This window comes from Ruegeria sp. CDSB136 (assembly GCF_059610965.1).
In genome coordinates this window covers 144,248-167,453 of the sequence record NZ_JBXWOP010000005.1, presented here as the reverse complement: position 1 = coordinate 167,453, position 23,206 = coordinate 144,248, and the positions used below count along the sequence as shown (strand labels likewise).

General features: G+C 58.3%; 23 protein-coding genes. 18 read left to right on the top strand and 5 right to left on the bottom strand.

Annotated elements, in window-relative coordinates; translation table 11 throughout:
• Nucleotides 1–32: 32 nt before the first annotated feature.
• From topA to AC2FIR_RS07605, 3 genes are all read left to right on the top strand, one after another.
• Nucleotides 33–2,654, top strand: a complete 2,622-nt coding sequence (gene topA, locus AC2FIR_RS07615) for a type I DNA topoisomerase (protein WP_496744796.1) — start codon at nt 33–35, stop codon at nt 2,652–2,654.
• A gap of 102 nt (nt 2,655–2,756) precedes the next feature.
• Nucleotides 2,757–3,461 carry a CoA transferase subunit A gene (locus AC2FIR_RS07610; RefSeq protein WP_170613262.1) on the top strand — a complete coding sequence of 235 codons (705 nt, stop codon included), beginning with the start codon at nt 2,757–2,759 and terminating at the stop codon, nt 3,459–3,461.
• Complete coding sequence (locus AC2FIR_RS07605) at nt 3,461–4,087, top strand: 3-oxoacid CoA-transferase subunit B (RefSeq protein WP_170613264.1); 627 nt, start codon at nt 3,461–3,463, stop codon at nt 4,085–4,087. Before AC2FIR_RS07610 ends, AC2FIR_RS07605 begins: the two co-directional genes overlap by 1 nt.
• Before the next feature lie 41 nt (nt 4,088–4,128).
• Here AC2FIR_RS07605 and AC2FIR_RS07600 read toward each other — a convergent pair whose 3' ends face one another.
• Nucleotides 4,129–4,995 (bottom strand): lytic transglycosylase domain-containing protein, encoded by an 867-nt coding sequence (locus AC2FIR_RS07600; RefSeq protein WP_170613266.1) that lies wholly within the window; start codon nt 4,993–4,995, stop codon nt 4,129–4,131.
• Between the two features lie 350 nt (nt 4,996–5,345).
• Between AC2FIR_RS07600 and AC2FIR_RS07595 the strand changes: the two genes are divergently transcribed.
• Nucleotides 5,346–5,579 carry a Flp family type IVb pilin gene (locus tag AC2FIR_RS07595; protein ID WP_170613268.1) on the top strand — a complete coding sequence of 78 codons (234 nt, stop codon included), beginning with the start codon at nt 5,346–5,348 and terminating at the stop codon, nt 5,577–5,579.
• A gap of 71 nt (nt 5,580–5,650) precedes the next feature.
• Here the strand turns inward: AC2FIR_RS07595 and AC2FIR_RS07590 are convergent, their stop codons facing one another.
• Entirely contained in the window at nt 5,651–5,896 is a 246-nt protein-coding gene (locus tag AC2FIR_RS07590; protein WP_496715427.1) for a hypothetical protein, read from the bottom strand.
• Here AC2FIR_RS07590 and AC2FIR_RS07585 point away from each other — a divergent pair.
• The 14 genes from AC2FIR_RS07585 to pdeM all read left to right on the top strand — a co-directional run bounded on the left by AC2FIR_RS07585 (nt 5,883) and on the right by pdeM (nt 20,969).
• Nucleotides 5,883–6,122, top strand: coding sequence for a hypothetical protein (locus tag AC2FIR_RS07585; RefSeq protein ID WP_496744797.1), 240 nt, complete (start codon nt 5,883–5,885; stop codon nt 6,120–6,122). The two genes, AC2FIR_RS07590 and AC2FIR_RS07585, sit on opposite strands and share 14 nt — an antisense overlap.
• Before the next feature lie 250 nt (nt 6,123–6,372).
• Nucleotides 6,373–7,254: a Flp pilus assembly protein CpaB gene (gene cpaB / locus AC2FIR_RS07580; protein WP_170613274.1), complete on the top strand. Its 882-nt coding sequence runs from the start codon at nt 6,373–6,375 to the stop codon at nt 7,252–7,254.
• Between the two features lie 192 nt (nt 7,255–7,446).
• Entirely contained in the window at nt 7,447–8,853 is a 1,407-nt protein-coding gene (locus AC2FIR_RS07575) for a type II and III secretion system protein family protein (RefSeq protein WP_170613276.1), read from the top strand.
• Nucleotides 8,854–8,870: 17 nt separating this feature from the next.
• Complete coding sequence (locus tag AC2FIR_RS07570; protein ID WP_170613278.1) at nt 8,871–9,500, top strand: OmpA family protein; 630 nt, start codon at nt 8,871–8,873, stop codon at nt 9,498–9,500.
• A 197-nt stretch (nt 9,501–9,697) separates the two neighbouring features.
• Entirely contained in the window at nt 9,698–10,933 is a 1,236-nt protein-coding gene (locus AC2FIR_RS07565) for a CpaE/TadZ family protein (protein ID WP_170613280.1), read from the top strand.
• A gap of 24 nt (nt 10,934–10,957) precedes the next feature.
• Complete coding sequence (locus AC2FIR_RS07560; RefSeq protein WP_170613282.1) at nt 10,958–12,403, top strand: TadA family conjugal transfer-associated ATPase; 1,446 nt, start codon at nt 10,958–10,960, stop codon at nt 12,401–12,403.
• Between the two features lie 12 nt (nt 12,404–12,415).
• Complete coding sequence (locus tag AC2FIR_RS07555; protein WP_170613284.1) at nt 12,416–13,384, top strand: type II secretion system F family protein; 969 nt, start codon at nt 12,416–12,418, stop codon at nt 13,382–13,384.
• A gap of 10 nt (nt 13,385–13,394) precedes the next feature.
• Nucleotides 13,395–14,369, top strand: a complete 975-nt coding sequence (locus AC2FIR_RS07550; RefSeq protein WP_170613286.1) for a type II secretion system F family protein — start codon at nt 13,395–13,397, stop codon at nt 14,367–14,369.
• 7 nt (nt 14,370–14,376) lie between these two features.
• Complete coding sequence (locus AC2FIR_RS07545) at nt 14,377–14,958, top strand: tetratricopeptide repeat protein (protein WP_170816791.1); 582 nt, start codon at nt 14,377–14,379, stop codon at nt 14,956–14,958.
• A 30-nt stretch (nt 14,959–14,988) separates the two neighbouring features.
• Entirely contained in the window at nt 14,989–15,840 is an 852-nt protein-coding gene (locus AC2FIR_RS07540; RefSeq protein WP_170678150.1) for a tetratricopeptide repeat protein, read from the top strand.
• A gap of 3 nt (nt 15,841–15,843) precedes the next feature.
• On the top strand, nt 15,844–16,389 hold the full coding sequence (locus tag AC2FIR_RS07535; protein WP_496715550.1) for a prepilin peptidase: 546 nt from the start codon (nt 15,844–15,846) through the stop codon (nt 16,387–16,389).
• 117 nt (nt 16,390–16,506) lie between these two features.
• Nucleotides 16,507–17,814, top strand: a complete 1,308-nt coding sequence (locus AC2FIR_RS07530; RefSeq protein WP_170613292.1) for a DUF8689 domain-containing protein — start codon at nt 16,507–16,509, stop codon at nt 17,812–17,814.
• A 40-nt stretch (nt 17,815–17,854) separates the two neighbouring features.
• Nucleotides 17,855–20,266 carry a ligase-associated DNA damage response DEXH box helicase gene (locus AC2FIR_RS07525; RefSeq protein WP_496762095.1) on the top strand — a complete coding sequence of 804 codons (2,412 nt, stop codon included), beginning with the start codon at nt 17,855–17,857 and terminating at the stop codon, nt 20,264–20,266.
• Nucleotides 20,267–20,306: 40 nt separating this feature from the next.
• On the top strand, nt 20,307–20,969 hold the full coding sequence (gene pdeM / locus AC2FIR_RS07520) for a ligase-associated DNA damage response endonuclease PdeM (protein ID WP_170613296.1): 663 nt from the start codon (nt 20,307–20,309) through the stop codon (nt 20,967–20,969).
• Between the two features lies 1 nt (nt 20,970).
• On the opposite strand, the gene AC2FIR_RS07515 is transcribed toward pdeM, so the two are convergent.
• The 3 genes from AC2FIR_RS07515 to AC2FIR_RS07505 all read right to left on the bottom strand — a co-directional run bounded on the left by AC2FIR_RS07515 (nt 20,971) and on the right by AC2FIR_RS07505 (nt 23,194).
• Nucleotides 20,971–21,717 carry a LytTR family DNA-binding domain-containing protein gene (locus AC2FIR_RS07515; protein WP_170613298.1) on the bottom strand — a complete coding sequence of 249 codons (747 nt, stop codon included), beginning with the start codon at nt 21,715–21,717 and terminating at the stop codon, nt 20,971–20,973.
• Between the two features lie 228 nt (nt 21,718–21,945).
• Nucleotides 21,946–22,836: a bifunctional methylenetetrahydrofolate dehydrogenase/methenyltetrahydrofolate cyclohydrolase FolD gene (folD, locus tag AC2FIR_RS07510; protein WP_170613300.1), complete on the bottom strand. Its 891-nt coding sequence runs from the start codon at nt 22,834–22,836 to the stop codon at nt 21,946–21,948.
• Nucleotides 22,837–22,888: 52 nt separating this feature from the next.
• The gene (locus AC2FIR_RS07505) at nt 22,889–23,194 is read right to left on the bottom strand and encodes a chorismate mutase (RefSeq protein WP_496715438.1); all 306 of its coding nucleotides are present in this window, start codon (nt 23,192–23,194) and stop codon (nt 22,889–22,891) included.
• Nucleotides 23,195–23,206: the final 12 nt, after the last annotated feature.

The following is a 23,206-nucleotide window of genomic DNA, read 5'->3' as shown; positions in this document are numbered from 1 at the left end:
CGCAAAGCCTGTCGAGCAAGGATTCATCTTAAATGCCTGTAGTTGTTGTAGAATCTCCGGCCAAAGCAAAAACGATCAACAAATATCTGGGCCCCGACTACACCGTTCTGGCCTCGTACGGCCATGTACGCGACTTGCCGCCGAAGGATGGATCGGTTGATCCAGAGCATGAATTCTCGATGAAATGGGAAGTCGGCAATGACAGCCGCAAGCACGTCAAGGCCATCGCCGACGCACTTAAGGACGACAATGCGCTGATCCTGGCCACTGACCCCGATCGCGAGGGCGAAGCAATCAGCTGGCACCTGCAGGAAGCGCTGACCAAGCGGCGCTCGATCAAGAAAGACACACCGGTCAGCCGGGTTACATTCAACGCCATCACCAAAGAGGCTGTGACGCAGGCGATGCAGAACCCGCGTCAGGTGGACATGCCGCTGGTCGAGGCTTATCTGGCCCGCCGTGCGCTGGATTACCTGGTGGGGTTCAACCTGTCACCCGTTCTGTGGCGCAAGCTGCCCGGCGCGCGGTCGGCTGGCCGGGTGCAGTCGGTCTGTCTGCGGTTGATCGTCGAGCGCGAGATGGAGATCGAGGCGTTCAAGCCGGTCGAATACTGGTCGGTGCGGGCCTTGTTCGAAACGCCCCGCGGCCAGACCTACGAGGCCCGGCTGGTCACGCTGGCCGGAAAAAAGCTGGACACGCACGACCTGACCAATTCGACACAAGCCGAATTGGCAGTTCAGGCCATCACCAGCCGCGCGTTGAGCGTGACATCAGTCGAGGCCAAGCCTGCCGCCCGCAACCCAAGCGCGCCGTTCATGACATCCACGCTGCAGCAGGAAGCCAGCCGCAAGTTCGGCATGGGAGCCCGCCACGCGATGCAGGTGGCGCAGCGGCTGTATGAGGCGGGTTACATTACATATATGCGGACTGACGGCATCGACATGGCACCCGAAGCTGTGACTGCCACCCGCGACGCCATCGCCGACCGATATGGCGCAGAATACGTGCCAGACAGCCCGCGCATGTATAAGAACAAGGCCAAGAACGCTCAGGAAGCGCATGAATGTATCCGCCCGACGGATATGACCCGCGATGCCAAGGCGCTGAAGGTCACGGATGAGGATCAGCGCAAGCTTTATGATCTGATCTGGAAACGTACAATCGCCTGCCAGATGGCCGCCGCCCGGCTGGAGCGGACCACGGTCGAGATTGGCAGCGCCGACGGTCAGGTCGGTCTGCGCGCCACCGGGCAGGTGGTTTTGTTCGACGGGTTCATGCGCGTCTATGAAGAGGGCCGCGATGACGTCACGGATGACGACGAAAAACGCCTGCCTCAGATCATGAAGGGGGACCCTGCCCCGTTTGCCAAGACCTCATTGCGGGATCAGCACACAAAGGCCACGAACGATGACAAGGCCGCCATCCTGTCCGAGAATGAAGCCGTTCTGGCCCTGCAACATCACACCCAACCGCCCCCGCGTTACACCGAGGCCACTTTGGTCAAACGGATGGAGGAATTGGGGATCGGTCGCCCTTCGACCTATGCCTCGATCGTGACGACGATCCAGGACCGGGAATATGTGCGCAAGGACAAAAACCGGCTGATCCCTGAAGAAAAGGGCCGCATCGTCACCATCTTCCTGCTGAATTTCTTCCGTCAGTACGTGGGCTATGAGTTCACCGCCAATCTGGAAGAACAGCTGGACGACGTCAGCGCCGGGGATCGCGACTACAAGGATCTGTTGGGCAAGTTCTGGCGCGAGTTTTCGGCTGCAATTGGCGAGACCTCGGAGCTGCGCATTTCGGAAGTGCTGGACAAGCTGGACGAAGCGCTGGCACCGCAGCTTTATCCGCCGCGCGAGGACGGGTCGGATCCGCGTATCTGCCCGAAATGCGGCGTGGGGCAATTGCACCTGAAGACGTCGCGCACCGGCGGATTCGTCGGGTGCGGCAACTACCCGGAATGCACGTATACCCGTCCGATCGCCGGTGAAGGCGCGGAAGGCGACGAACGTCTTCTGGGCGAGGATGCGGGTGATGAGATCTGGCTGAAATCCGGCCGCTTTGGTCCTTATGTCCAGCGTGGCGAGCCGACGCCGGAGAACAAAAAACCACCCCGTGCGTCGCTGCCGCGTGGCTGGAGCAAGGATGACATGGATTTGGACAAGGCGCTGACCCTTCTCAGCCTGCCCCGCCAGATCGGCGAACACCCCGAAGGCGGAATGATCAGCGCGAATTTCGGTCGCTTCGGGCCTTACCTGATGCATCAACTGGCCGATGAAGCCAAACCGGTTTACGCCAACCTCAAAGACCCTAATGACGTGTTCGAGATCGGGATGAACCGGGCCGTGGAACTGCTGGCCGAAAAACGGGCCAACCCCGGTCGGGGCCGTAGTGCGGCGGCCAAACCGCTGAAGGAACTGGGCGAGCATCCCGATGGCGGCGCGATGCAGGTTCTGGACGGGCGCTACGGGCCGTATGTGAAATGGGAGAAAGTCAACGCGACCATTCCCAAGGACGTAAAACCCGAAGACGTGACGCAGGAAATGGCCGTTGAACTGGTCAACGAGCGTGCGGCCAAGAAGGGCACCAAGAAAAAAGCTGCGCCAAAGAAGAAGGCCGCTGCCAAGAAGACAGCCAAGAAGGCGGGCTGAGACGGGGCTAGGTAGAAATACCATTGCCCTCTGGTTTCATTGACTTCCCCGTGACGTGGCGGCACAACCTGCCGCATCACCATGTCATTGGGGGAGTTTTCCATGAAGAAAATCTATGCCAATGCCACTGAAGCGCTCGATGGGGTGCTGTCGGATGGCATGCTGATTGCGGCGGGCGGTTTCGGCCTGTGCGGTATTCCCGAACTGCTGCTTGAGGCGATCCGGGAATCGGGCGCCAAGGATCTGACTTTTGCCAGCAACAACGCCGGGGTCGACGATTTCGGTATCGGCATCCTGCTGCAGACGAAGCAGGTCAAAAAGATGATCAGCTCGTATGTCGGTGAAAACGCCGAATTCATGCGCCAGTACCTGAGCGGCGAGTTGGAGCTGGAGTTCAACCCGCAAGGCACTCTGGCCGAGCGTATGCGCGCAGGCGGCGCGGGCATCCCCGGCTTTTACACCAAGACCGGCGTGGGTACCGTGATTGCCGACGGCAAGGAACACAAGGACTTCAACGGCGAGACCTACATCATGGAGGAAGGCATTTTTGCCGATCTCGCCATCGTCAAAGCCTGGAAGGCCGATGACACCGGCAACCTGATTTTCCGCAAGACTGCACGCAACTTCAATGTACCTGCCGCGACCTGCGGCAAGATCTGCATCGCCGAGGTTGAAGAGATCGTGCCGCGCGGCTCGCTCGACCCGGATGGGATCCATCTGCCCGGCATCTACGTGCACCGCATCATTCAGGGGAGCCACGAAAAGCGCATCGAACAGCGCACCACCCGCAAGAAGGAGGACGCATAATGCCCTGGGACCGCAATCAGATGGCCGCACGCGCGGCGGAAGAGCTGGAAGACGGCATGTATGTGAACCTCGGCATCGGCATTCCGACGCTGGTGGCAAACTATGTGGGGGACAAGGACATCACTCTGCAATCCGAGAACGGCATGCTGGGCATGGGTCCATTCCCGTTCGAGGGTGAAGAAGACCCCGACCTGATCAACGCGGGCAAGCAGACGATCACCGAACTGTCCCGCACGTCCTACTTCGACAGCGCCACGTCCTTTGCCATGATCCGGGGCGGCAAGATCGCTGCGGCGATTCTGGGTGCCATGGAAGTGGACGAAAAGGGCGATCTGGCCAACTGGATGATCCCCGGCAAGCTGGTCAAGGGTATGGGCGGCGCGATGGATCTGGTCGCCGGCGTCGGTCGTGTGATCGTGGTCATGGATCACACCAACAAACATGGCGATTCAAAAGTGCTTAAGGAATGCACCTTGCCGCTGACAGGTAAGGGCGTCGTTGATCGCATCATCACCAATCTGGGCGTGCTGGATGTGGTTGAAGGCGGCCTGAAGATTGTCGAACTGGCCGACGGTGTCAGTGAAGACGATATGCGGGCCTCGACCCAAGCCACGATCGTCGGCTGATTGACCTGATATTGAATGGCCCGCCGACTCGCGGGCCATTTTCAGTTTAGCGTCTGAAATACGCAGCCATCCGAGATCAGTTCCGGCGGGGTCGAGCACAACGCGCGCGCCACCTGAAACGCCGCAAGCACTTTTGGCACGTAATCGCGGGTTTCCGCATAAGGCGGCACACCACTGTGTTTGCGAACGGCTCCTTCGCCCGCATTATATCCGGCCAGCACCAAAATCGGGTCGTTTTTGAATTCCCCCATCAGCCAGTTCAGGTATTTCACACCGCCCGCGATATTCTGCGAGGGCTGAAAACTGTCCTCAACACCGAACCTTTCGGCCGTGGCGGGCATCAGTTGCATCAGTCCTTGCGCACCGGCTGAACTGACAGCATCCGCCCGGCCGGCCGATTCCACGGAAATCACCGCAAGGACAAGCGCCGGGGAAACCTTGGTTCCCACTGTCGAGCGCAGAATGTCGATCCCCTGCAGCTGTGCGATATTTTGAAGGGTCTGCAAACGTGGTGAAGCAACATTTGTGGATGAAAGCGCATTGATCGCCATATCCAGCCGCCCTGCCCCGGCCTCAGCCAGTTCCGGCGAGATCTTGTCCCAGAAGGCGGTGTAGGAGCCGACAGGTTTTTCAGGGCTGTTCGACCCCGGCAGGTTCTCGGGCGGAAGCGCGGTGCGCTTGACCACTTCAGGCGTTTCAAGCTCGGCCCCGGTGCTGGGGGCAAAAGGCTGGGATGCATGTTCTTCAGCCGTGATCTGAACGGTGATACGCGGGCGCGCGCCGGGCTTTGGCGCCTTGATCCTTTTATAGACGCCTCTCGGCTCGATATCGGCGGCGATCACCGGAACCGTGCCCGATATCAGAAATGCCGACACGCCGGCGCATGTGATTGCGTACCGGAGATTCATTTTTTGCCTGCCTCTTGTTTTCTTTTTATGAATTTGAACCTCGAATCCGGCCGCAAGGCCAGAAAAACAAAGCGAATTGGGGCAATTTCGCCTCATTTGGCGCAATTTTGCATCTCTTGCGAAGGTCATCACCGTCACTTTGAAAATTTTTTTTGTTATTTTTCAATGCGGTGCCGAATTCGTCACCAAAAAGTTAAGAGGAGGCGCAAAAAAACTGTGTTTGGCCCAATTCCTGCCACGCACAACGGTCAAACATATATCCATACCGAGACGGTCATGAGCGGACTGAGAGAGAAAGCTCTGAAAGACGCCAAGGTTAATTGACTTAGATCCTTTAGGAGGGACGTAACATGATCAAGTTCATCAAGAACTTCCGCAAAGACGAAGACGGCGCCGTAACAGTGGACTGGGTTGTTCTGACCGCAGCAGTCATCGGTCTGGGCACCGTGGCTTACCAGCAGATCGCTAACGGCGCACAGGGCATGGCAACCGACGTGAACACCGCGCTGAGCAGCGCAACCATTAACACCGGCACCAGCGATGGTACCGTTACAGGTGGTATCACCGCTTCGGGCACCAACTAAGCCAGACAATTCCCAGAAATGGAAACAGGCCGCGCCAACACTGGCGCGGCTTTTCTTTTGGAACCGTTAACTCAAGAACCGGCCAGGCAAGGCATCGGCGATTTGGCAACCGAGCGAAAATCAGGCGCGGTCACGGCCATGCGCATCTCAAAGAAATCCAAATAAGTCATATTATTCAATGTTTTGCCCAATTCCCGCCATTCCGGCAAAGCAAAACATAATGAGTGCATCAGCAAAGGTTGTAAGTGAACAGATTCTATTGGTCGGTTCTGCCCCGACCCTGCTTTAATGGAGTGACCCGGAATGATCAGGTTCACGAAATCCTTTATCACCTCTGAAGACGGTGCTGTCACCGTCGACTGGGTCGTTCTGACTGCCATAATCATTGCGCTTGCGACACTGATTTACTTCGGTATCCAGACAGCAACCATCAGCCTGAGCGGGAACACCAACTCGGCGATGTCCAGCGCGACCATCAGTACCGGATCCAACAACGCGCCTGGCGGGATCGTTGTTTCAGGGACCGCGGGCGGCGGTAGCTGAGCTACTGCCTAAGGTTTCCAAGCATAGTTCAGCCAACTCTGGGCTCTTCACGCTGGACGTTTGAAACGTAGCCCCCCGGGGCCTGCGCTTGACCTGAGTGTGTTGCCAACTCGCCCTACAATCGTGGAACAGTGATAGAAATGTCTTCTTTGTCCTACATTTCGACACAATTCCTGTTTAGGAAATAAGCTGTTTCAAAGTTTCCCACTGGCCGAAATGACTCTGGCCATCGAAAATATGAGGTGCACGCATGCGAGCTGTGTTTGGTCTTGTTCTGATCGTCGGGGTGGCTCTGGCCGGCGGCGCGGTTTACATGGCGCGCAACTATATCACCGCCTATCAGGATGCTCTTGCACGCGAGCGCTTGGCAGCCCAGGAAGCTTTGGCAAACGCGAACGTCAATGTAATTCCGACCGTCAGCGTCATCGTGTCCAACCGTTCGCTAAAGTATGGCGAACGCGTGAAGGAAGAAGATGTGCGTATCGTTGATTGGCCGGAAAACGCGATCCCCGAGGGCACATTCACGGAAATGACCGTCCTGTTCCCCGAGACCGGAGACAATGAGCGTTATGTCATGAGGGCCATGGAAAAAGACGAAGCGATCATGGAGGTCAAGATTACCCGGCCGGGCGAAGCCGCGGGTCTGACCTCGCGCCTGGAAAAAGGCAAGCGGGCCTTTGCCATAAGCGTTGATGTTGCGTCCGGCGTGTCCGGGTTTCTACGCCCAGGAGACGACGTCGACATTATCTGGACCGGCTCGTTGCGGGGCGCGGTCGAGGGTGCCAGCGGTGAACTCACACGTTTGATCCTTCCTAGTATCAGACTGGTTGCCATTGATCAGTCCGCAGGCTCGGACGTCACAGGCACAACAATTGCACGTACAGTTACGGTTGCCGTTACACCGGAACAGGCGATCTCGCTGGCCCAGGCCCAGAGCACCGGCCGCCTGTCCCTCGCCCTGGTTGGGGTCGAGGACGAGGCCATCACCGCGGCAATCGAAGTCGACCAGCGAAAACTGTTGGGTATTAAAGAGGCGGCGCCCGCTCCGAAGAAAGCCCAGGAAAGAGTGTGTACGATCCGGACCCGCCGCGGCGGAGAGATCGTCGAAACCCCAATTCCCTGCACAAACTGACGTTAAATCAGAGCGTTACGGATTTGAGCCGCGCAGTCTGCGCGGCTCTTTCTGTTTTGATTGTTGCCCAATCCCCACATAAGGAACAATCCGGAAACCATTGATTATTGCAATAAATTCTGAATTCGCGCAGTGTTTCGTATCAGAGGGCGATAGACCCAAAAACGAGGCGTGATCGGAGAGGCAGGTCACATGACAATACGTTCCTGGATCAGCGCAACCCTGCTGGGGTTGGCGCTTGTTGTGAGCCCGGTCGGCGATGCCGCCTGGGCGCAGAATCTTCGCGTGGTGAAAAAGGGCACGGCGGAAACGCTGGATGTCCCTATGAATCGCGCAATTGTTGTTGAGAGTGAAGAGCCGTTCGCAGAACTGAGCATCGCCAACGCGGGCATCGCCGACATCTCGTCGCTTTCGGACCGCACGATCTATGTTCTTGGTAAGGCTCCTGGCATCACAACGCTGACGTTGTTCGATGGCGTCGGCAATCTGATCACGAACGTTCGCGTTCGCGTGGCACCAGATGTGACCGAATTCAAGGAAAGGCTGCGCCAGATCCTGCCCGATGAGCGGGTCGAGGTGCGTACGGCAAATGACGGCATCGTGCTGTCCGGCACCGTGTCCAGCTCAGCAAAGCTGGCCCGCGCGCTGGAACTGGCGGAACGTTATGCCCCGGATCGCGTTTCGAACCTTATGAGCGTTGGCGGCGTGCAGCAGGTCATGCTGAAAGTCCGCTTTGCAGAGATGAACCGCTCGGTCGCCAAGAGCCTGTCAGCATCGCTGGGCTTCGGTGGCGGCGATGTGACCGGCGGTATCAACACGCTGAACAACTCGCTGGCATTGCAGAACGCACTGAGCAACAACATTCCCGCCGTGCAGTCCAACACGGGTGCCATCCTGTTTGGATTTGGCGCAGGTTCGACCCAGGTTCGCCTGTTGCTGGAGGCCCTTGAGGCCAAAGGCCTGGCCCGCAGCCTGGCTGAACCCAACCTGTCTGCACTGTCCGGGCAAGAAGCGACATTCCTGGCCGGCGGTGAAGTACCCATCCCGGTTCCGCAGGACGATGGTGTCGTTACCATTGAATACAAGGCCTTCGGTGTCGAAATCGACTTCATCCCGCGTGTTGTCGACGGCGAGCTGATCAATCTGGAGATGGCCGCGTCCGTCTCGGCGATCGATAACAGCTCGAACTTCACGATCAATGGCGACAACGTTCCAAGCTTTATCACACGCCAGACCAGCACGACGGTTGAACTGCGCGACGGTGAGAGCTTTGCCATCGCCGGGCTGATCCAGGACAACTTTGCCGACCTGAACAACCAGATCCCGTGGCTTGGCGACGTACCGGTCCTGGGCGCCCTGTTCCGCAGCGCAGAATATCAGCGCGAACAAAGCGAACTGGTTATTATCATCACCGCACATCTTGTGTCGCCGACGCGAGGTGAAGCCCTGGCTCTGCCCACCGATCGGGTCAAACCGCCCAGCGAATTCGATCTGTTCGTGAATGGCAAGACCGCCCGGACAACACGTGCCGGTGCAGGTGCCGCAACAGAAGTGGCCAAACAGGGCTATGGCAGCTCTTACGGCTACGTCCTGGATTGATGAGGAGGATAGGACCCATGCAAAAGTGGATGATGACACTATGTCTGTCGGTCGCTGTCGCAGGCTGTACACGGGAAGCGGGATACGAAATTGATTCGGGCGCTTTCGGCAACGCAACTCTCAACAATATCCAGGTGATGAACGGTGAGTTGTCCTATGCCCAGATCCTGGCTCAGCGGTTTGCGGCAGAGGTTCCAACCCAGATCAACTTTGCCTTCAACAGTTCGCAACTGGATGCTTCGGCGCAGCGGATCCTGGCGCAGCAGGCGGCCTGGATCAAGCAATTCCCCGAAGCCCGGTTCCGGGTCTATGGTCACACCGACAGGGTCGGTTCCGCGTCCTATAACCAAAGCCTGGGACAGCGTCGCGCAAACTCAGCGGTCGCATTCCTGGTCAATCAGGGCGTTTCCCGGTCGCGGCTTGAAGCTGTGGTTTCTTTCGGCAAGTCACGTCCTTTGATCGACACACCGAATCGCGACCGCCGCAACCGGCGTACCGTGACCGAAGTGTCCGGATTTGTAGATAACCACCCCAACTTGCTGGACGGCAAATACGCCGAGGTTATCTATCGCAGCTACGTGGAAAGCGCCATTCCGCCCTCGGGTCTGGCATCCCAGACCAGCGTTGGCACCACACAAGAACAATAAAGCACAATTGGGCGGCATCGTCGCCCAATTCCCTACAATTTGTTCTTTTACGCCCAATTCTCGCCCAACTTCCAAGAGACGTTGTCAACAATTGGGTGACCTGCGGCCAGATTTGACCGCATCGGGGCGACAGCCAATCCGACCAGACCGCTTGTGTTTGTAAGATTTGCCAAGCCCTCACTACGAGGATTGTGTTAATGACAAGCGCCACGCCGCAAGACGAAAATAACGCCATTCTGGCCTGCACAATCAGCCGTGATGTCCAGAATTTCGATCTGTTGATCGAAGACATGGAAGTTGCGCTGGGTGAACGCTGGGGCGATCTTGGATTTGCTGAGGCACTGGCTTTTTTCAGCCAGCCCGAGGCAGATTCTCTTGAATTTGTGGCACTTGCAATCGACGGGGAAGACGAAGACAACCTGACGCTGATGGGTGAAATCATCACCCGCGCCAAGGACAAGAAAATCAAAGTTGTTCTGATCGCCGAAGATGTCACACCTGCGTCTCTGCATCAGCTGCTGCGCAAAGGTGCCGATGAATTTGTCCCCTACCCGCTGCCCGAAGGCGAGTTGCAGGAGGCCATCGAGCGCATGAAACAGCCCGATCCGGTTGCCGCGCCCCAGGCGGCGGCAGTCCCCCTGACCCAGGGCGAATCAAAAGAAGGCGCGCTGTTTGTGGTGCACGGCCTGGCCGGAGGCGTAGGCTCGACCACTCTGGCGGTCAATCTTGCCTGGGAACTGGCTACGGTTTCGGACAAAGAAGCACCGACCGTGTGCCTGATTGACCTGGATCTGCAATTTGGAACAGTTTCCACCTATCTGGACCTGCCGCGTCGCGAGACAGTGTTTGAAATGCTGTCGGACACGGCGTCCATGGACGACGATGTTTTTTCCCAGGCGCTGCAGACATATGAAGAAAAACTGCAGGTTCTGACCTCGCCTTCCGACATTGTACCGCTGGACCTGATTACGCCTGAGGATATTCAGCGCGTCATCGACACCGCGCGCAAGCATTTCGACTATGTGGTCGTGGATATGCCAAAAACGCTGGTGCACTGGTCCGAAACGGTGCTGGCGGCGGCGCATGTCTATTTTGCACTGATCGAGCTGGATATGCGGTCCGCCCAGAACGCGCTGCGCCTGAAGCGTGCCTTGCAGGCCGAGGAGCTGCCGTTCAACAAGCTGCGCTTTGCATTGAACCGGGCGCCAAAATTCACGGATCTGAACGGCAAGGGCCGGGTCAAGCGCATGGGCGAAAGCCTGGGAATCTCCATCGATCTGCAGCTGCCCGAAGGTGGCAAACCGGTGCTGCAAGCCGGCGATCACGGCCTGCCGCTTGCAAAATCTGCCGCCAAGAACCCACTGCGGCGGGAAATCGCCAAACTGGCCAAGTCGCTTCACAGCCTGGGCTCGAGCAACGCGGAAGCCGCGTAACAACTTCTCAAGGGGACAGCCGTCATGTTTTCGAGATACAAGAAGCAGCCTGATGCGCAGCCGGTCAAGACTGCGGCCAAAGCCCCCGAGGCCGCCCCGGCCGCGGCAAACGCTCCTGCCTCTGCCACAACGGCGGTTGTCCGCAAACCGGTGCAAAAAAAGGCCGCCGAGGCCTCATCTTCCGACCGTGACCGCAAGCGCAAGGAACGCTTGAGTGAAATCAAGATCGATCTGCATCGCGAATTGCTTGAAAACCTGAACCTCTCGGCGCTGGAATCAGCCGCCGAGGCTGAGCTTCGGGCTGAGATCAGTGCCATTGCCAGCGAAGTTCTCGAATCGCGCAACATCGTTCTGAACCGCGAAGACCGTTCGCAGCTCAACAAGGAACTTTATGACGAGGTCACCGGGCTTGGGCCTTTGGAAACCTTGCTGCAGGATGACACGGTCAACGACATTCTGGTGAACGGTCCGCAGCAGATCTTCGTAGAACGCGACGGCAAGCTGCAACTCAGCGACATCACCTTCAAGGACGAAAAGCACCTGATGCGGATCATCGACAAGATCGTGTCCGCCGTGGGTCGCCGGGTCGATGAATCTAACCCTTATGTTGACGCCCGTCTTGCTGACGGATCGCGTTTCAACGCCATGGTGCCGCCGATTGCGGTGGACGGATCTCTGGTATCTATTCGTAAGTTCAAAAAGGACAAGCTGGGCATCGATGATCTGGTCAATTTCGGTGCGTTCAGCGAAGAAATGGCTGCCTATCTTCAAGCTGCGGTGTCTACGCGCCTGAACGTTATCGTCTCGGGCGGTACTGGTTCCGGTAAAACGACCACCCTGAACGCCCTGTCCAGCTTCATTGACGACGCCGAACGCATCCTGACGATCGAAGATACAGCGGAACTTCAGCTGCAGCAGACCCATGTGGGCCGGATGGAAAGTCGTCCGCCCAACGTGGAAGGCAAAGGCGAAGTCAGCCCGCGCGACTGTCTCAAAAACGCCCTGCGGATGCGCCCCGACCGTATCATCGTGGGTGAGACGCGTGGTGCCGAGGTGATCGACATGTTGCAGGCCATGAACACTGGCCACGACGGGTCAATGACTACGATCCACGCCAACTCAGCCCGCGACGGGATCTCGCGCCTGGAAAACATGATCGCGATGGCCGGGATCGAGATGCCGATCAAGGCCGTGCGCAGCCAGATTGCCAGCGCTGTGAACCTGATCGTACAGGCCAGCCGCTTGCAGGACGGTTCGCGCCGCATGACATCGATCACCGAGATCACCGGGATGGAAGGCGATGTGATTTCCATGCAGGAAATCTTTCGTTTTCAACGTGTTGGCCTGACACCTGACAACAAGATTATCGGTCACTTCACCGCAACCGGCGTGCGCAGCCACTACTCCGAGCGCTTCCGCCTGTGGGGCTTTGACCTGCCCGCGTCCATTTACGACCCAACCACAATGTAGGAGATCAAGGATATGCAACTGCCTATGGAGGCATTGATCTATGTCGCGATCTTCGTGGGCGTTCTGGCCCTGGTCGAAGGTATCTACCTGGTCGCGTTCGGCAAATCCATCAGCCTTAACAGCCGGGTAAACCGCCGCCTCGACATGCTCGACAAAGGTGTCGGGCGTGAACAGGTTCTGGAACAGCTGCGCAAGGAAATGCAGCAGCATATGAAATCGCAGAGCATCCCGCTCTATTCCCTTCTGGCCGACAAGGCGCAGAAGGCGGCGATTGCGTTTTCGCCCCGGCAATTGATCATGATCATGTGCCTTGTATCCGGGGTCGCGTTCATGGGGCTTAGCATCGGCACAGCCACCGATACCGCCTTACGGGCGGCAATTTCCGTCGCAATCGGTGTTGGCAGCGTTTATGCGTGGGTGAACCAAAAGGCCAAGAAACGCATGGGCATGATCGAAGAACAATTGCCCGAAGCCGTGGAACTGATGGTTCGCTCGCTGCGTGTCGGCAACCCCTTCGTCTCAACGATTCAGGTTGTTGCTTCCGAGGTTCAGGACCCGCTGGGAACCGAGTTTGGCGTCATCGCCGATGAATGCGCCTATGGCCGCGACGTTGGCGAAGCCTTGAAAGACATGGCCGAACGTCTGGACATGCAGGATTTGCGGTTTTTGGCGGTTGCCGTGGGCATCCAGCAGCAATCCGGCGGTAACCTCGCAGAGATTCTGGCCGGTCTTGCACAGGTTATCCGTGCCCGATTCCGCCTGTTTCGCCGCGTCAAGGCGATCACGGCCGAGGCACAGTGGTCCGGTAAATTCCTGTCGGCCTTCCCGCTGGGCTGTCTGGCTTTCATACTGGTCAAGGATCCCGGTTATTATGACGGCGTTCTCGACCATCCCTGGTTCATTCCGATGTGTTTCTTTGTTGGCATCACGCTGACGCTGAACTTGATCGTCATGAAAATCATCACCAACATCAAGGTTTGAGGGCACGGCAATGGAATTCCTGACCCGCATCAATGACTTGCTGACCGAGCATCTGGGCGAGTTCGGACCACTGATCGTGGTCGGTGTTCTGGGGTTGTTCATGATCCTGGTCACTATCCCTCTGATGCTGAACCAGCCCGAGGATCCGCTCAAAAAGCTGCAGCGTTCGAATGCCGCGCCCAAGAAGGAAAAGAAGGCCAAGAAAGACCAGTTGCGGAACGCCGGTCGGAACGAGCAGCTTGAAAAATTCGCGACCTTTCTGGAACCGAAAGATCAGGAAGAACTGTCGGCAATGCAGCTCAAGCTGCGGCAGGCAGGGTACCAGACCAAGGACGCGGTGCGGTTTTTCCACTTTGCACAGTTCTCCCTTGGGATCATCGGCATCATTGTCGGCGTTCTGCTGGTAACGGTGTTCGCGGGAACGCAGGAGTTCACCACCCAGCAAATTCTGGTGCGCGTGCTGGTGCCCGGCGGTGTCGGCTACATGATCCCCAAATACTGGATCACGCGCCGCATCGAAGAGCGGAAAGAGAAGATTACGCAAGCCTTTCCCGACACGCTTGACCTGATGCTGGTCTGTGTGGAGGCCGGTCAGTCCCTCGATCAGGCCATAGTCCGGGTGTCAAACGAAATGAAAGCCTCGTACCCCGACATTTCGCAGGAGTTCGAGATCGTCGCTTACGAAATGAAAGCGGGTAAGGACAAGGATACCGTCCTGCGTGACTTTGGCACCCGTTGTGGCGTGCAGGACGTCAACTCGTTCGTCACAGTGATGATCCAGTCGGCGACCTTTGGTACATCGATTGCAGAAGCTCTGCGGGTGTATGCGGGCGAGATGCGCGACAAGCGCGTCATGCGCGCGGAAGAGGCTGCGAACAAGCTGCCAACCAAAATGACGCTTGTCACAATGGGACTGACAGTTCCGCCTTTGCTGGTTATTCTTGTCGGGCCTTCGGCAAACGTTATTTCGACTTTCGGCCGGTAGTAACCTGATGAACCCATTTCGATGCTGCGCCCGGACCGGGCTCCGCCGCATCTTTCAGGTCACCCTGGTTTTCGCCATGGTGGCCTCTTGCACAGAGACCGATCGTTCCGGCGATCTGGAGGCTCCGGGCATTGACCGCGGGGGACAGGCCGAAGACGAAATTGAGGTTGGTAACCGCTTGATGGCCGCCGGCGAGTACGAACTGGCGCTCAAGTCCTTTACCCGCGCCGCTCTGGAACAGGGGATGACGCCGCAAATCCTGACATCAATGGGCACGGCAAATCTGGGCCTGAAGCGCCTTGGCCAAGCCGAAACCCTGCTGAGACGGGCCGTCAAGGATGATACCGATTGGCCGGTGGCCTGGAACAATCTGGGCGTTCTGCTGATGGAAACCGGGCAATATCCGGAAGCGGCCCAGGTGTTTCAGCGCGCCTATGCGCTGGACAATGGCGAAAGTGACGCAATTCGCGACAATCTGCGGTTAGCACTCGCAAAAATGGAAAATCCTGATAATAATACCTCACAAGAACAAGAATATACGCTGGAGCAGCAAGGCGACGGGCAATTTACGCTTCGCAAGCTCCCGTAACCAGAGGCAAGAGCAGTAAAGGACGCAAAAATGCGCCAACAATTCTTGATTCCGTCGATCGTCATATGCGGATTGATTGTATCGGCATGCGCCAAAGAGACCGAAGAAGAAAAGGTCGAGCGTACATTTCAGGAAGTAAACGTCATTGATGAAACCAATCTGAATGACGTGTTGCTGAGCGCGGCCGACCCGAACGAGGCGGTCACATATTTCCACAATGCGGCCACCAAGAACCCTGATCGCATCGACCTGCAGCGGGGTCTGGCGATATCTCTGTCACGCGCCAAACGCACAACCGAAGCTTCTGCTGCCTGGAAGAAGGTCACAGGCATGAAAGGCTCGACCAACGCGGACAAAGTCGAGTATGCCGACGCGCTGGTTCGCGGCGGCAACTGGAAAGAGGCCGAGGCTGTGCTGGATTCAGTCCCACCCACATTTGAGACATTCAAGCGCTATCGTCTCGAGGCGTTGGTGGCGGATTCGCAGGAAAGCTGGAAGCGGGCAGATCATTTCTACGAAACCGCCGTGGGCCTGACGACGCGCCCGGGCAGTGTGATGAACAACTGGGGTTATTCAAAGCTGACACGCGGCCAGTATGCCGAGGCCGAACGCCTGTTTACTGAAGCGATCCGGCACGACAAATCCCTGTTCACCGCCAAGAACAACCTTGTCCTGGCCAGATCGGCCCAGAGAAACTACACCATGCCGGTCATTCCGATGACCCAGGTCGAGCGCGCCCAGTTGCTGAATACGATGGGGATCTCGGCGGTCAAGCAAGGGGATGTGAATACGGCCAAGAACCTGTTCCGCGAAGCCATTGCCACCCACCCGCAACATTTCGACGAAGCCGTCCGTTCGCTGCGTGCGCTCGAGGAAGCCTGATTGATGCATATCCCTGCGGTTGCAGCTGCGTGGTTCCTGCCATTTGTGCTGCCAATCTGCTTTTACGTCGCTTTCACTGATATGCGTGAAATGCGGATCAAGAATCACGCGGTTCTGGCGCTGGCGATAGTATATGCCGTCATCGGCCTGTTTGTCCTGCCGCCGTGGTCGCAGGAGTGGTTAAGCGGGAGTATTGGCCCCCTATCCGTCACTTTGCCCCTCTATCTGTGGCAACTGCTGCATATTGTCATTGTTCTGCTTGTTGGCATCGTCCTGAACGCGGCAGGGGTCATGGGTGCGGGAGACGCCAAGTTCCTTGCTGCAGCCTCTCCTTTCGTCTGGTTTGCCGACGCTTTTATCCTGTTGGCCGTTCTTACAGCGACCCTTCTGGCCGCCGTGGCAACCCATCGTCTGGCCAAGAACACCCGTCTGCGAAGTATTGCACCGCATTGGGAAAGCTGGGACCGTGGCCGGCAATTTCCAATGGGTCTGGCCCTGGCAGGCGCTTTGGCCATGTATCTGATTTTGGGAACTGTTTACGGTTCGTGAACTATCATCAGCGCGCCTTGCCCCCGCCTTGGTCCTGCCACAAAGGCGGGCCAAATTTTCCGCAAGCGGCCCGTTCAGGGCCGGTTGACGTGAAACCGGGATAGACGAGCCACGCTCATGAATATGCAGACCACTTCCGTTATGGCCCCCCCCGCCCCAAAGGGGCTGGGTGAAATGCAGCTTCCGCTGGTGATGATGCGGGACATTTTGCTCAAGACGATCTTTCGCAAGAACGTCGACACCGTGTCCGAGATCGCCGCAGCCATCTGTCTTCCGGGTTCCGTTACGCAGGAACTGGTCGATATCACCCGCGATCAGAAACTGCTTGAGGCGACCGGCACCCTGAACGCCAACAGCGGCAACGAAATGGGGTACCAACTGACCGATGCGGGAAAGGCACGTGCGTTGGACGCGTTGAGCCAGTCGGAGTATTTCGGCGCCATGCCAGTACCGCTGGACGTGTATCGCGAGCAGGTCAAGCGCCAGTCGATTCGCAACATTCAGGTTACGCGTGAGCAACTGACCGGTGCGATGGGTCATCTGGTTCTGCCCGACAGCCTGCTTGACCATTTGGGCCCGGCGGTCAGCGCCGGCCGGTCGATCCTGATGTATGGACCGCCGGGCAATGGTAAATCCTCGATCTCGAACGGTATCCGCGACGCGTTGGGGGACAATGTCTATGTGCCCTGGGCCATCGAATATGCCGGGCAGGTGATCACCGTCTATGACCCGATCGTCCATACCGCGATCGAACAGGAACCCGATGACCCCAACAGCCTGCGCCGCCGCAAACGGTTCGACTCGCGCTATGTTCAGTGCGAGCGCCCGACGGTTGTGACCGGGGGCGAACTGTCACTCAGCATGCTGGATCTGGTCTACAACCCGACCGCGCGCACCTATCAGGCGCCGCTGCAGTTGAAATCGACGGGCGGCATCTTCATTGTCGACGACCTTGGCCGTCAGGCGGAACCGCCTCAGGCGCTGGTCAACCGCTGGATCGTTCCGCTGGAAGAAAACAAGGACATCCTTGGCCTTCAATCGGGTGAAAAGTTCGAAGTTCCCTTTGACACGCTGGTCATCTTCTCGACCAACTTCCACCCGAACGAGATCTTTGACCAGGCCGCCCTGCGCCGGATCTTCTTCAAGATCAAGATCGACGGTCCGAACCAGGAAAACTTCCTGAAAATCTTCGCCATGGTTGCCCGCAAACGCGGCATGCCGCTGGACGAGGCCGCGCTGGTGCATCTGTTGAAGGTCAAATACCCCACGATCAACAACATCTATGCGAACTATCAGCCGATCTTCCTGATCGATCAGATGATCGCAATCTGCGAATTCGAAGGCATCCCTTATCAGATGAGCCCCGACCTGATCGACCGGGCCTGGGCAAACATGTTCGTCAAGGACGAGAAAATCGTCAAATAACGCCGTGCCAATCAGGCGCGAGGGCGGTTAATCTGCGCAAATGACGCAGATTCCCGCCCGGATCACCGACTGGTTTTCAGCCAAAGGCTGGTCCATCCATCCGCATCAGCAGGACATGTTCGACCGGGCACAGGACCCGGCGACATTGCTGATCGCACCCACAGGTGGCGGCAAGACCATGGCCGGCTTCCTGCCGACGCTGGCGGAACTGGCCGATGGCGCGCATGAGGGCCTGCACACACTCTATGTCTCGCCGCTCAAGGCGCTGGCGGCCGATATCCGGCGAAATCTGCGCGGCCCGGCAGACGAAATCGGCCTGCCGATCCGGATCGAAGACCGGACGGGCGATACCTCGGCCACGCAAAAAAAACGCCAGCGCGTGGATCCGCCGCATATCCTGCTGACGACGCCCGAAAGTCTGGCGCTGCTGACCTCGTACGAGGACGCGCCGCGCATGTTCAAAGGCGTGCAGCGGGTGATCGTGGACGAGATTCACGCACTTTCCGAAAGCAAACGCGGCGATCAGTTGATGCTGGCACTGGCGCGCCTGCAAAGCCTGTGCCCTGCCCTACGCCGCGTGGGCCTGTCGGCAACTGTCGAAGACCCCGATGCCATCGCCCGGTTTCTTGCCCGCCACCCTGGCACCTGCCGGATCATTCAGGCCGACCCCGGCCCTGACCCGGATATCTCGATGCTGGAAACAACCGAGATGCCACCATGGTCCGGCGGCGGCGCGGCCTATGCCATTCCGGCCGTGCTAGAGCAGGTCCGGCTTCACAAGACGACACTGATCTTTCACAACACCCGCGCACAGGCGGAAATCTTCTTTCACAACCTGTGGCTCGCAAATGACGAGGGTCTGCCCATCGGCATTCATCATGGCAGTCTGGACCGGCAGCAACGCGAAAGGGTTGAAGCCGCAATGGTGCGCGGAGAGTTGCGCGCCATTGTCTGTACCGGCAGCCTGGATCTGGGCATCGACTGGGGTGATGTGGATCTGGTGATCCAGATCGGCGCGCCCAAGAACGTCAAGCGACTGGTGCAACGCATTGGTCGCGCCAATCATCGATACAACGCCCCCTCCAAGGCTTTGCTGGTGCCTGCCAACCGGTTCGAGGTTGTTGAATGCGTTGCAGCGCTTGAAGCCGTCCAGGCGCATGATCTGGATGGCGAACCGCGCGGGCGCGGCCCAAGGGACGTGTTGTGCCAGCACATTCTGATTGCCGCCGCCACAGGGCCGTTCGATGCGGACGACCTTTATGCGGAAATGACGATGGCAGGGCCTTTTGCCCAACTGTCGCGCCTGGAGTTCGACGCCTGTCTGGAGTTCTGTGCCACTGGGGGATACGCCCTGCGCGCCTATGACCGCTGGCAACGACTGCAGCAACGCCCCGATGGCCGTTGGCAACTGCGCGACCCGCGCGCGGCGCAGCGCATCCGTATGAATCTGGGCACGATTCAGGATACCGACACCCTGAAAGTGCGCCTGAAACGCAACCGGGGCGGCAAACCCCTGGGTGAGGTCGAAGAGGGCTTTGCCGCTTCGCTGACGCAGGGTGATACCTTTCTGATCGGCGGGCAAATCGTCCGCTATGAAGGCCTGCGCGAAATGGTGGTCGAGGTCAGTCGCCGCGCTGATCGCAAGCCAAAGATCGCAACGTTTTCTGGTACGAAATTTGCCACTTCCACGCAGTTGAGCGACCGCATCCTGCGGATGTTTGCCCAGGACGACTGGCCGCAATTGCCGCCGCACACCGCCGAGTGGCTGGCCCTGCAACGCAACATGTCCCGACTGCCCCAACGCGACAGGCTGCTGATCGAAAGCTTTCCCAATGACGGGCGCGAAAATCTGTGTGTCTACGGATTTGCCGGGCGAAACGCCCAGCAAACGCTGGGCCTGCTGCTGACCAAGCGGATGGAGGAAACCGGGCTGGCACCATTGGGCTTTGTCGCCACCGACTATGCCACGCTGATCTGGGGTCTGGATGCGGTGACCGACCCGCGCCCCCTGTTCGAACACAGAGCATTGCGGGCGGGGCTCGAGACATGGCTGGCGGGCAACGCGGTGATGAAGCGTACCTTTCGCGCCTCGGCGACAATCGCGGGGCTGATCGAACGGAACACCGGCGGCCAGCGCAAGAGCGGGCGGCAGGCAACGTTCTCGTCTGACATACTTTATGACACGCTGCTGAAATATGACCCGGACCACCTGCTGATGCAGATCACACGCGAAGAGGCCATGCGCGGTCTGGTAGATTTCGGACGGATCGAGGAAATGATTGCGCGCATCGGCGACCGCATCGATCTTCTTCGGCTGGACAGAGTTTCCCCCCTGGCCGCGCCGCTGTTTCTTGAGGTCGGCAAAGTGCCCGTCAAAGGGGCCGCCGAAGAACGGCTATTGGCCGAGGAAAGCGCGCGGCTTTTGCAGGCTGCGGGGTTAGAGAGCGGTTAATCCGCTTGCCTTGGGTCGGGAAAAAGGCAAAGAACGGATCATGAACAGCCTGTTGTTTACCTTTGCCGGTCTATCCCTGCACGCTTTGGGGTCCGGGGCGTTGTGGTGGCCCGATCGGAAATTGCTGTGCGTGTCCGACCTGCATCTGGGCAAGTCCGAGCGGATGGCCCGGCGCGGCGGGGCCGCGCTGCCGCCCTATGACACACAGGACACGCTGACGCGGCTGGCGGCGGACCTGCACCACACCCGCGCCGAGACGGTCATTTGCCTGGGTGACAGCTTCGACGATCTGGACGCCGCACAGTCATTGATCCCGGACCATCAATTGCAGATCGTCACCCTGCAGGCCGGCCGGGACTGGATCTGGATCGAAGGCAACCACGATCCCGGACCTGTCGAACTGGGCGGAACGCATTTGTCCGAGTGCTCCTTTGGACCGTTGGTATTCCGCCACATCGCCGAACCCTCTGGCCGGGCCGAGGTTTCGGGCCACTACCACCCCAAGGCGAGCTTACGCGTGCGTGGCCGGTCCATCACCCGGCCGGCGTTCCTGCTGGATCAGGCGCGTTTGATAATGCCGGCCTACGGTACGTTTACGGGCGGTCTGCGCAGTACCGACGCGGCCTTGGCCGGCTTGATGGACAAACAGGCCAAAGCCATTCTGACCGGGCCACAGCCACAGATCATTCCCATGCCGCGCTAGTTCAGATCAGCCCGTCCTGTTCCAACATGGGTCTGTATTTTCGGCTGACCGGCACAAGGTCGCCGTTACGCAGCCGGACGAAAGTCTTTCCGTCGGTCCGTTCGGTGCTGACAATTGCATCATCAGTCACCCAATGGGATCGGTGTGTGCAATGACCGGGGATCGGCTCCATCTCGTCGATCGCATCCGTAAAACGCGATCGAATGGTAAACGTACCCTCAGAGGTGACGACATCCACATTGTGATCCCGAACCGTCAGACGATAGATCCGGCCCTGAAAACCCGCCGGAAGACGTCTGACCAGACGCGGCATCTGCTCTGGCACTCCGGTCGGCTTTGGATGTCCGGGTTCCGTCCGGCCGACCAGAATCAGGCCGGTCGAGAACAGCACCCCGTAAGGTAAGACCGCCAGCGCACCTGGGGCTTCCTGTCCGCCAATCGTGAACAGCAGCCAGGCCAAAAGCCACAATGCCGGTGTAAACAGGATCAGGATGACGGCAGAGAAGACAACGTCTCGGGCCGAAAGATAGTCCTGAGACAGATGTTCATAGATGAACTTTCTGGAAAGCCATGTCGCGGCGATTGCCAGTGCCATGACACCGGCCCAGAATGTCAATCGCATGCCGAACGGCAATGCGACGTCCAAAAAAGGTGGAAAAGTGTAAGCCAGCAGCGGAACGAAAACCAATCCAGCCACCACGCGTTGAAGGGTGCAAGCGGCTATGATCAGGTTCAGTTTTGACTTCATATTGTTCCGACGGGCAATCCGCTGAGGTCCGTTACAATCACTTCGAGCGGCATGCATTTCGCATTTAACCAACTGGATTTAATAACTTATCACCGATTTGATCACATTCAAACCCGTTTATTCAAAATTAATGTTGTCTCTCAATGAGGAAACGGCCGGGAAGGTTTCCCCTGCCCGGCCGTTCCAAAGCATCGGTTGCGCGCTTAAATTGCGCGGAATCTTTCGCGATCAGGCGGTCAGACCCTCGGGTTCAGGTAAACCGTTCGCGCGGCAGCACGCTGTCAGCGTGTTGGCCAGCAAGCAAGCGATGGTCATCGGGCCAACGCCGCCCGGAACCGGCGTGATCGCACCGGCGCGTTCGGCCGCACTGGCATAGTCGACGTCTCCGACCAGCTTGTTCTTGCCGTCGCGCTCGATCCGGTTGATGCCCACATCGATCACGGTCGCCCCTTCCTTGATCCAGTCGCCCGGCACCATCTCGGGGCGGCCCACGGCGGCAACCACGATATCGGCGCGGCGCACGACGTCCGGCAGGTCCTTGGTGCGCGAATGCGCGATGGTCACGGTGCAGCTGTCACCCAGCAACAGTTGCGCCATCGGCTTGCCGACGATGTTCGACCGGCCGATCACAACAGCATCCATACCCGACAGTGACCCATGGTGGTCGCGCAGCATCATCAGGCAACCCAGCGGGGTGCAGGGCACCATCGACTTCTGACCGGTACCCAACAGGCCCACATTCGAGATATGGAACCCATCCACGTCCTTGGCCGGGTCGATCGAGTTGATCACAAGATCCTCGTTCAGATGCTTGGGCAGCGGAAGCTGAACCAGAATCCCGTGCACGGCGGGATCGTTGTTCAGCTTGTCGATCAACGCCAGCAGGTCTGCCTCCGAGGTCTCGGCATCCAGCTTGTGCTCGTACGAGTTCATGCCGACTTCGACGGTCATTTTGCCCTTTGAACGGACATAGACCTGACTGGCCGGATCCTCGCCCACCAGAACCACGGCCAGGCCGGGCGTGATGCCGTTTTCCTCTTTCAGCTTTGCAACCTGATCGGCCACCTGCGCGCGGACTTTGGCCGCAAAGGCCTTGCCGTCGATGACTTGAGCTACCATCCTTTGATCCCTTCTTTCAAAAGCGGATCGGGCGCCAGAAGCGCCCGGTCATTCAGTCGGGGCCGAGCACACATTCTTCGCGTGCAATCGACCAATCAATCAAGATACGCCACAGATCTTCGGCAAGATCAGGGTCCATGCCCAGTCTGTCCGAGCTCACACGTACCTTTTGCACCACATCTTCAACTCGCTCAGGAATTCGGGCCGGAAGACCCTCGCCCGGCTTCAGCTCGGACGCGCGGTCAATGTAAGTTGCGCGCGTCACCAACATCTCAATCAGTTGGCGGTCCAGCTTGTCGATCTGAACCCGCAATTCCTGCATGGAAAGACAGTCTTGCGGCAGTGTCAGAGTGGGCATCGCAATCTCCTC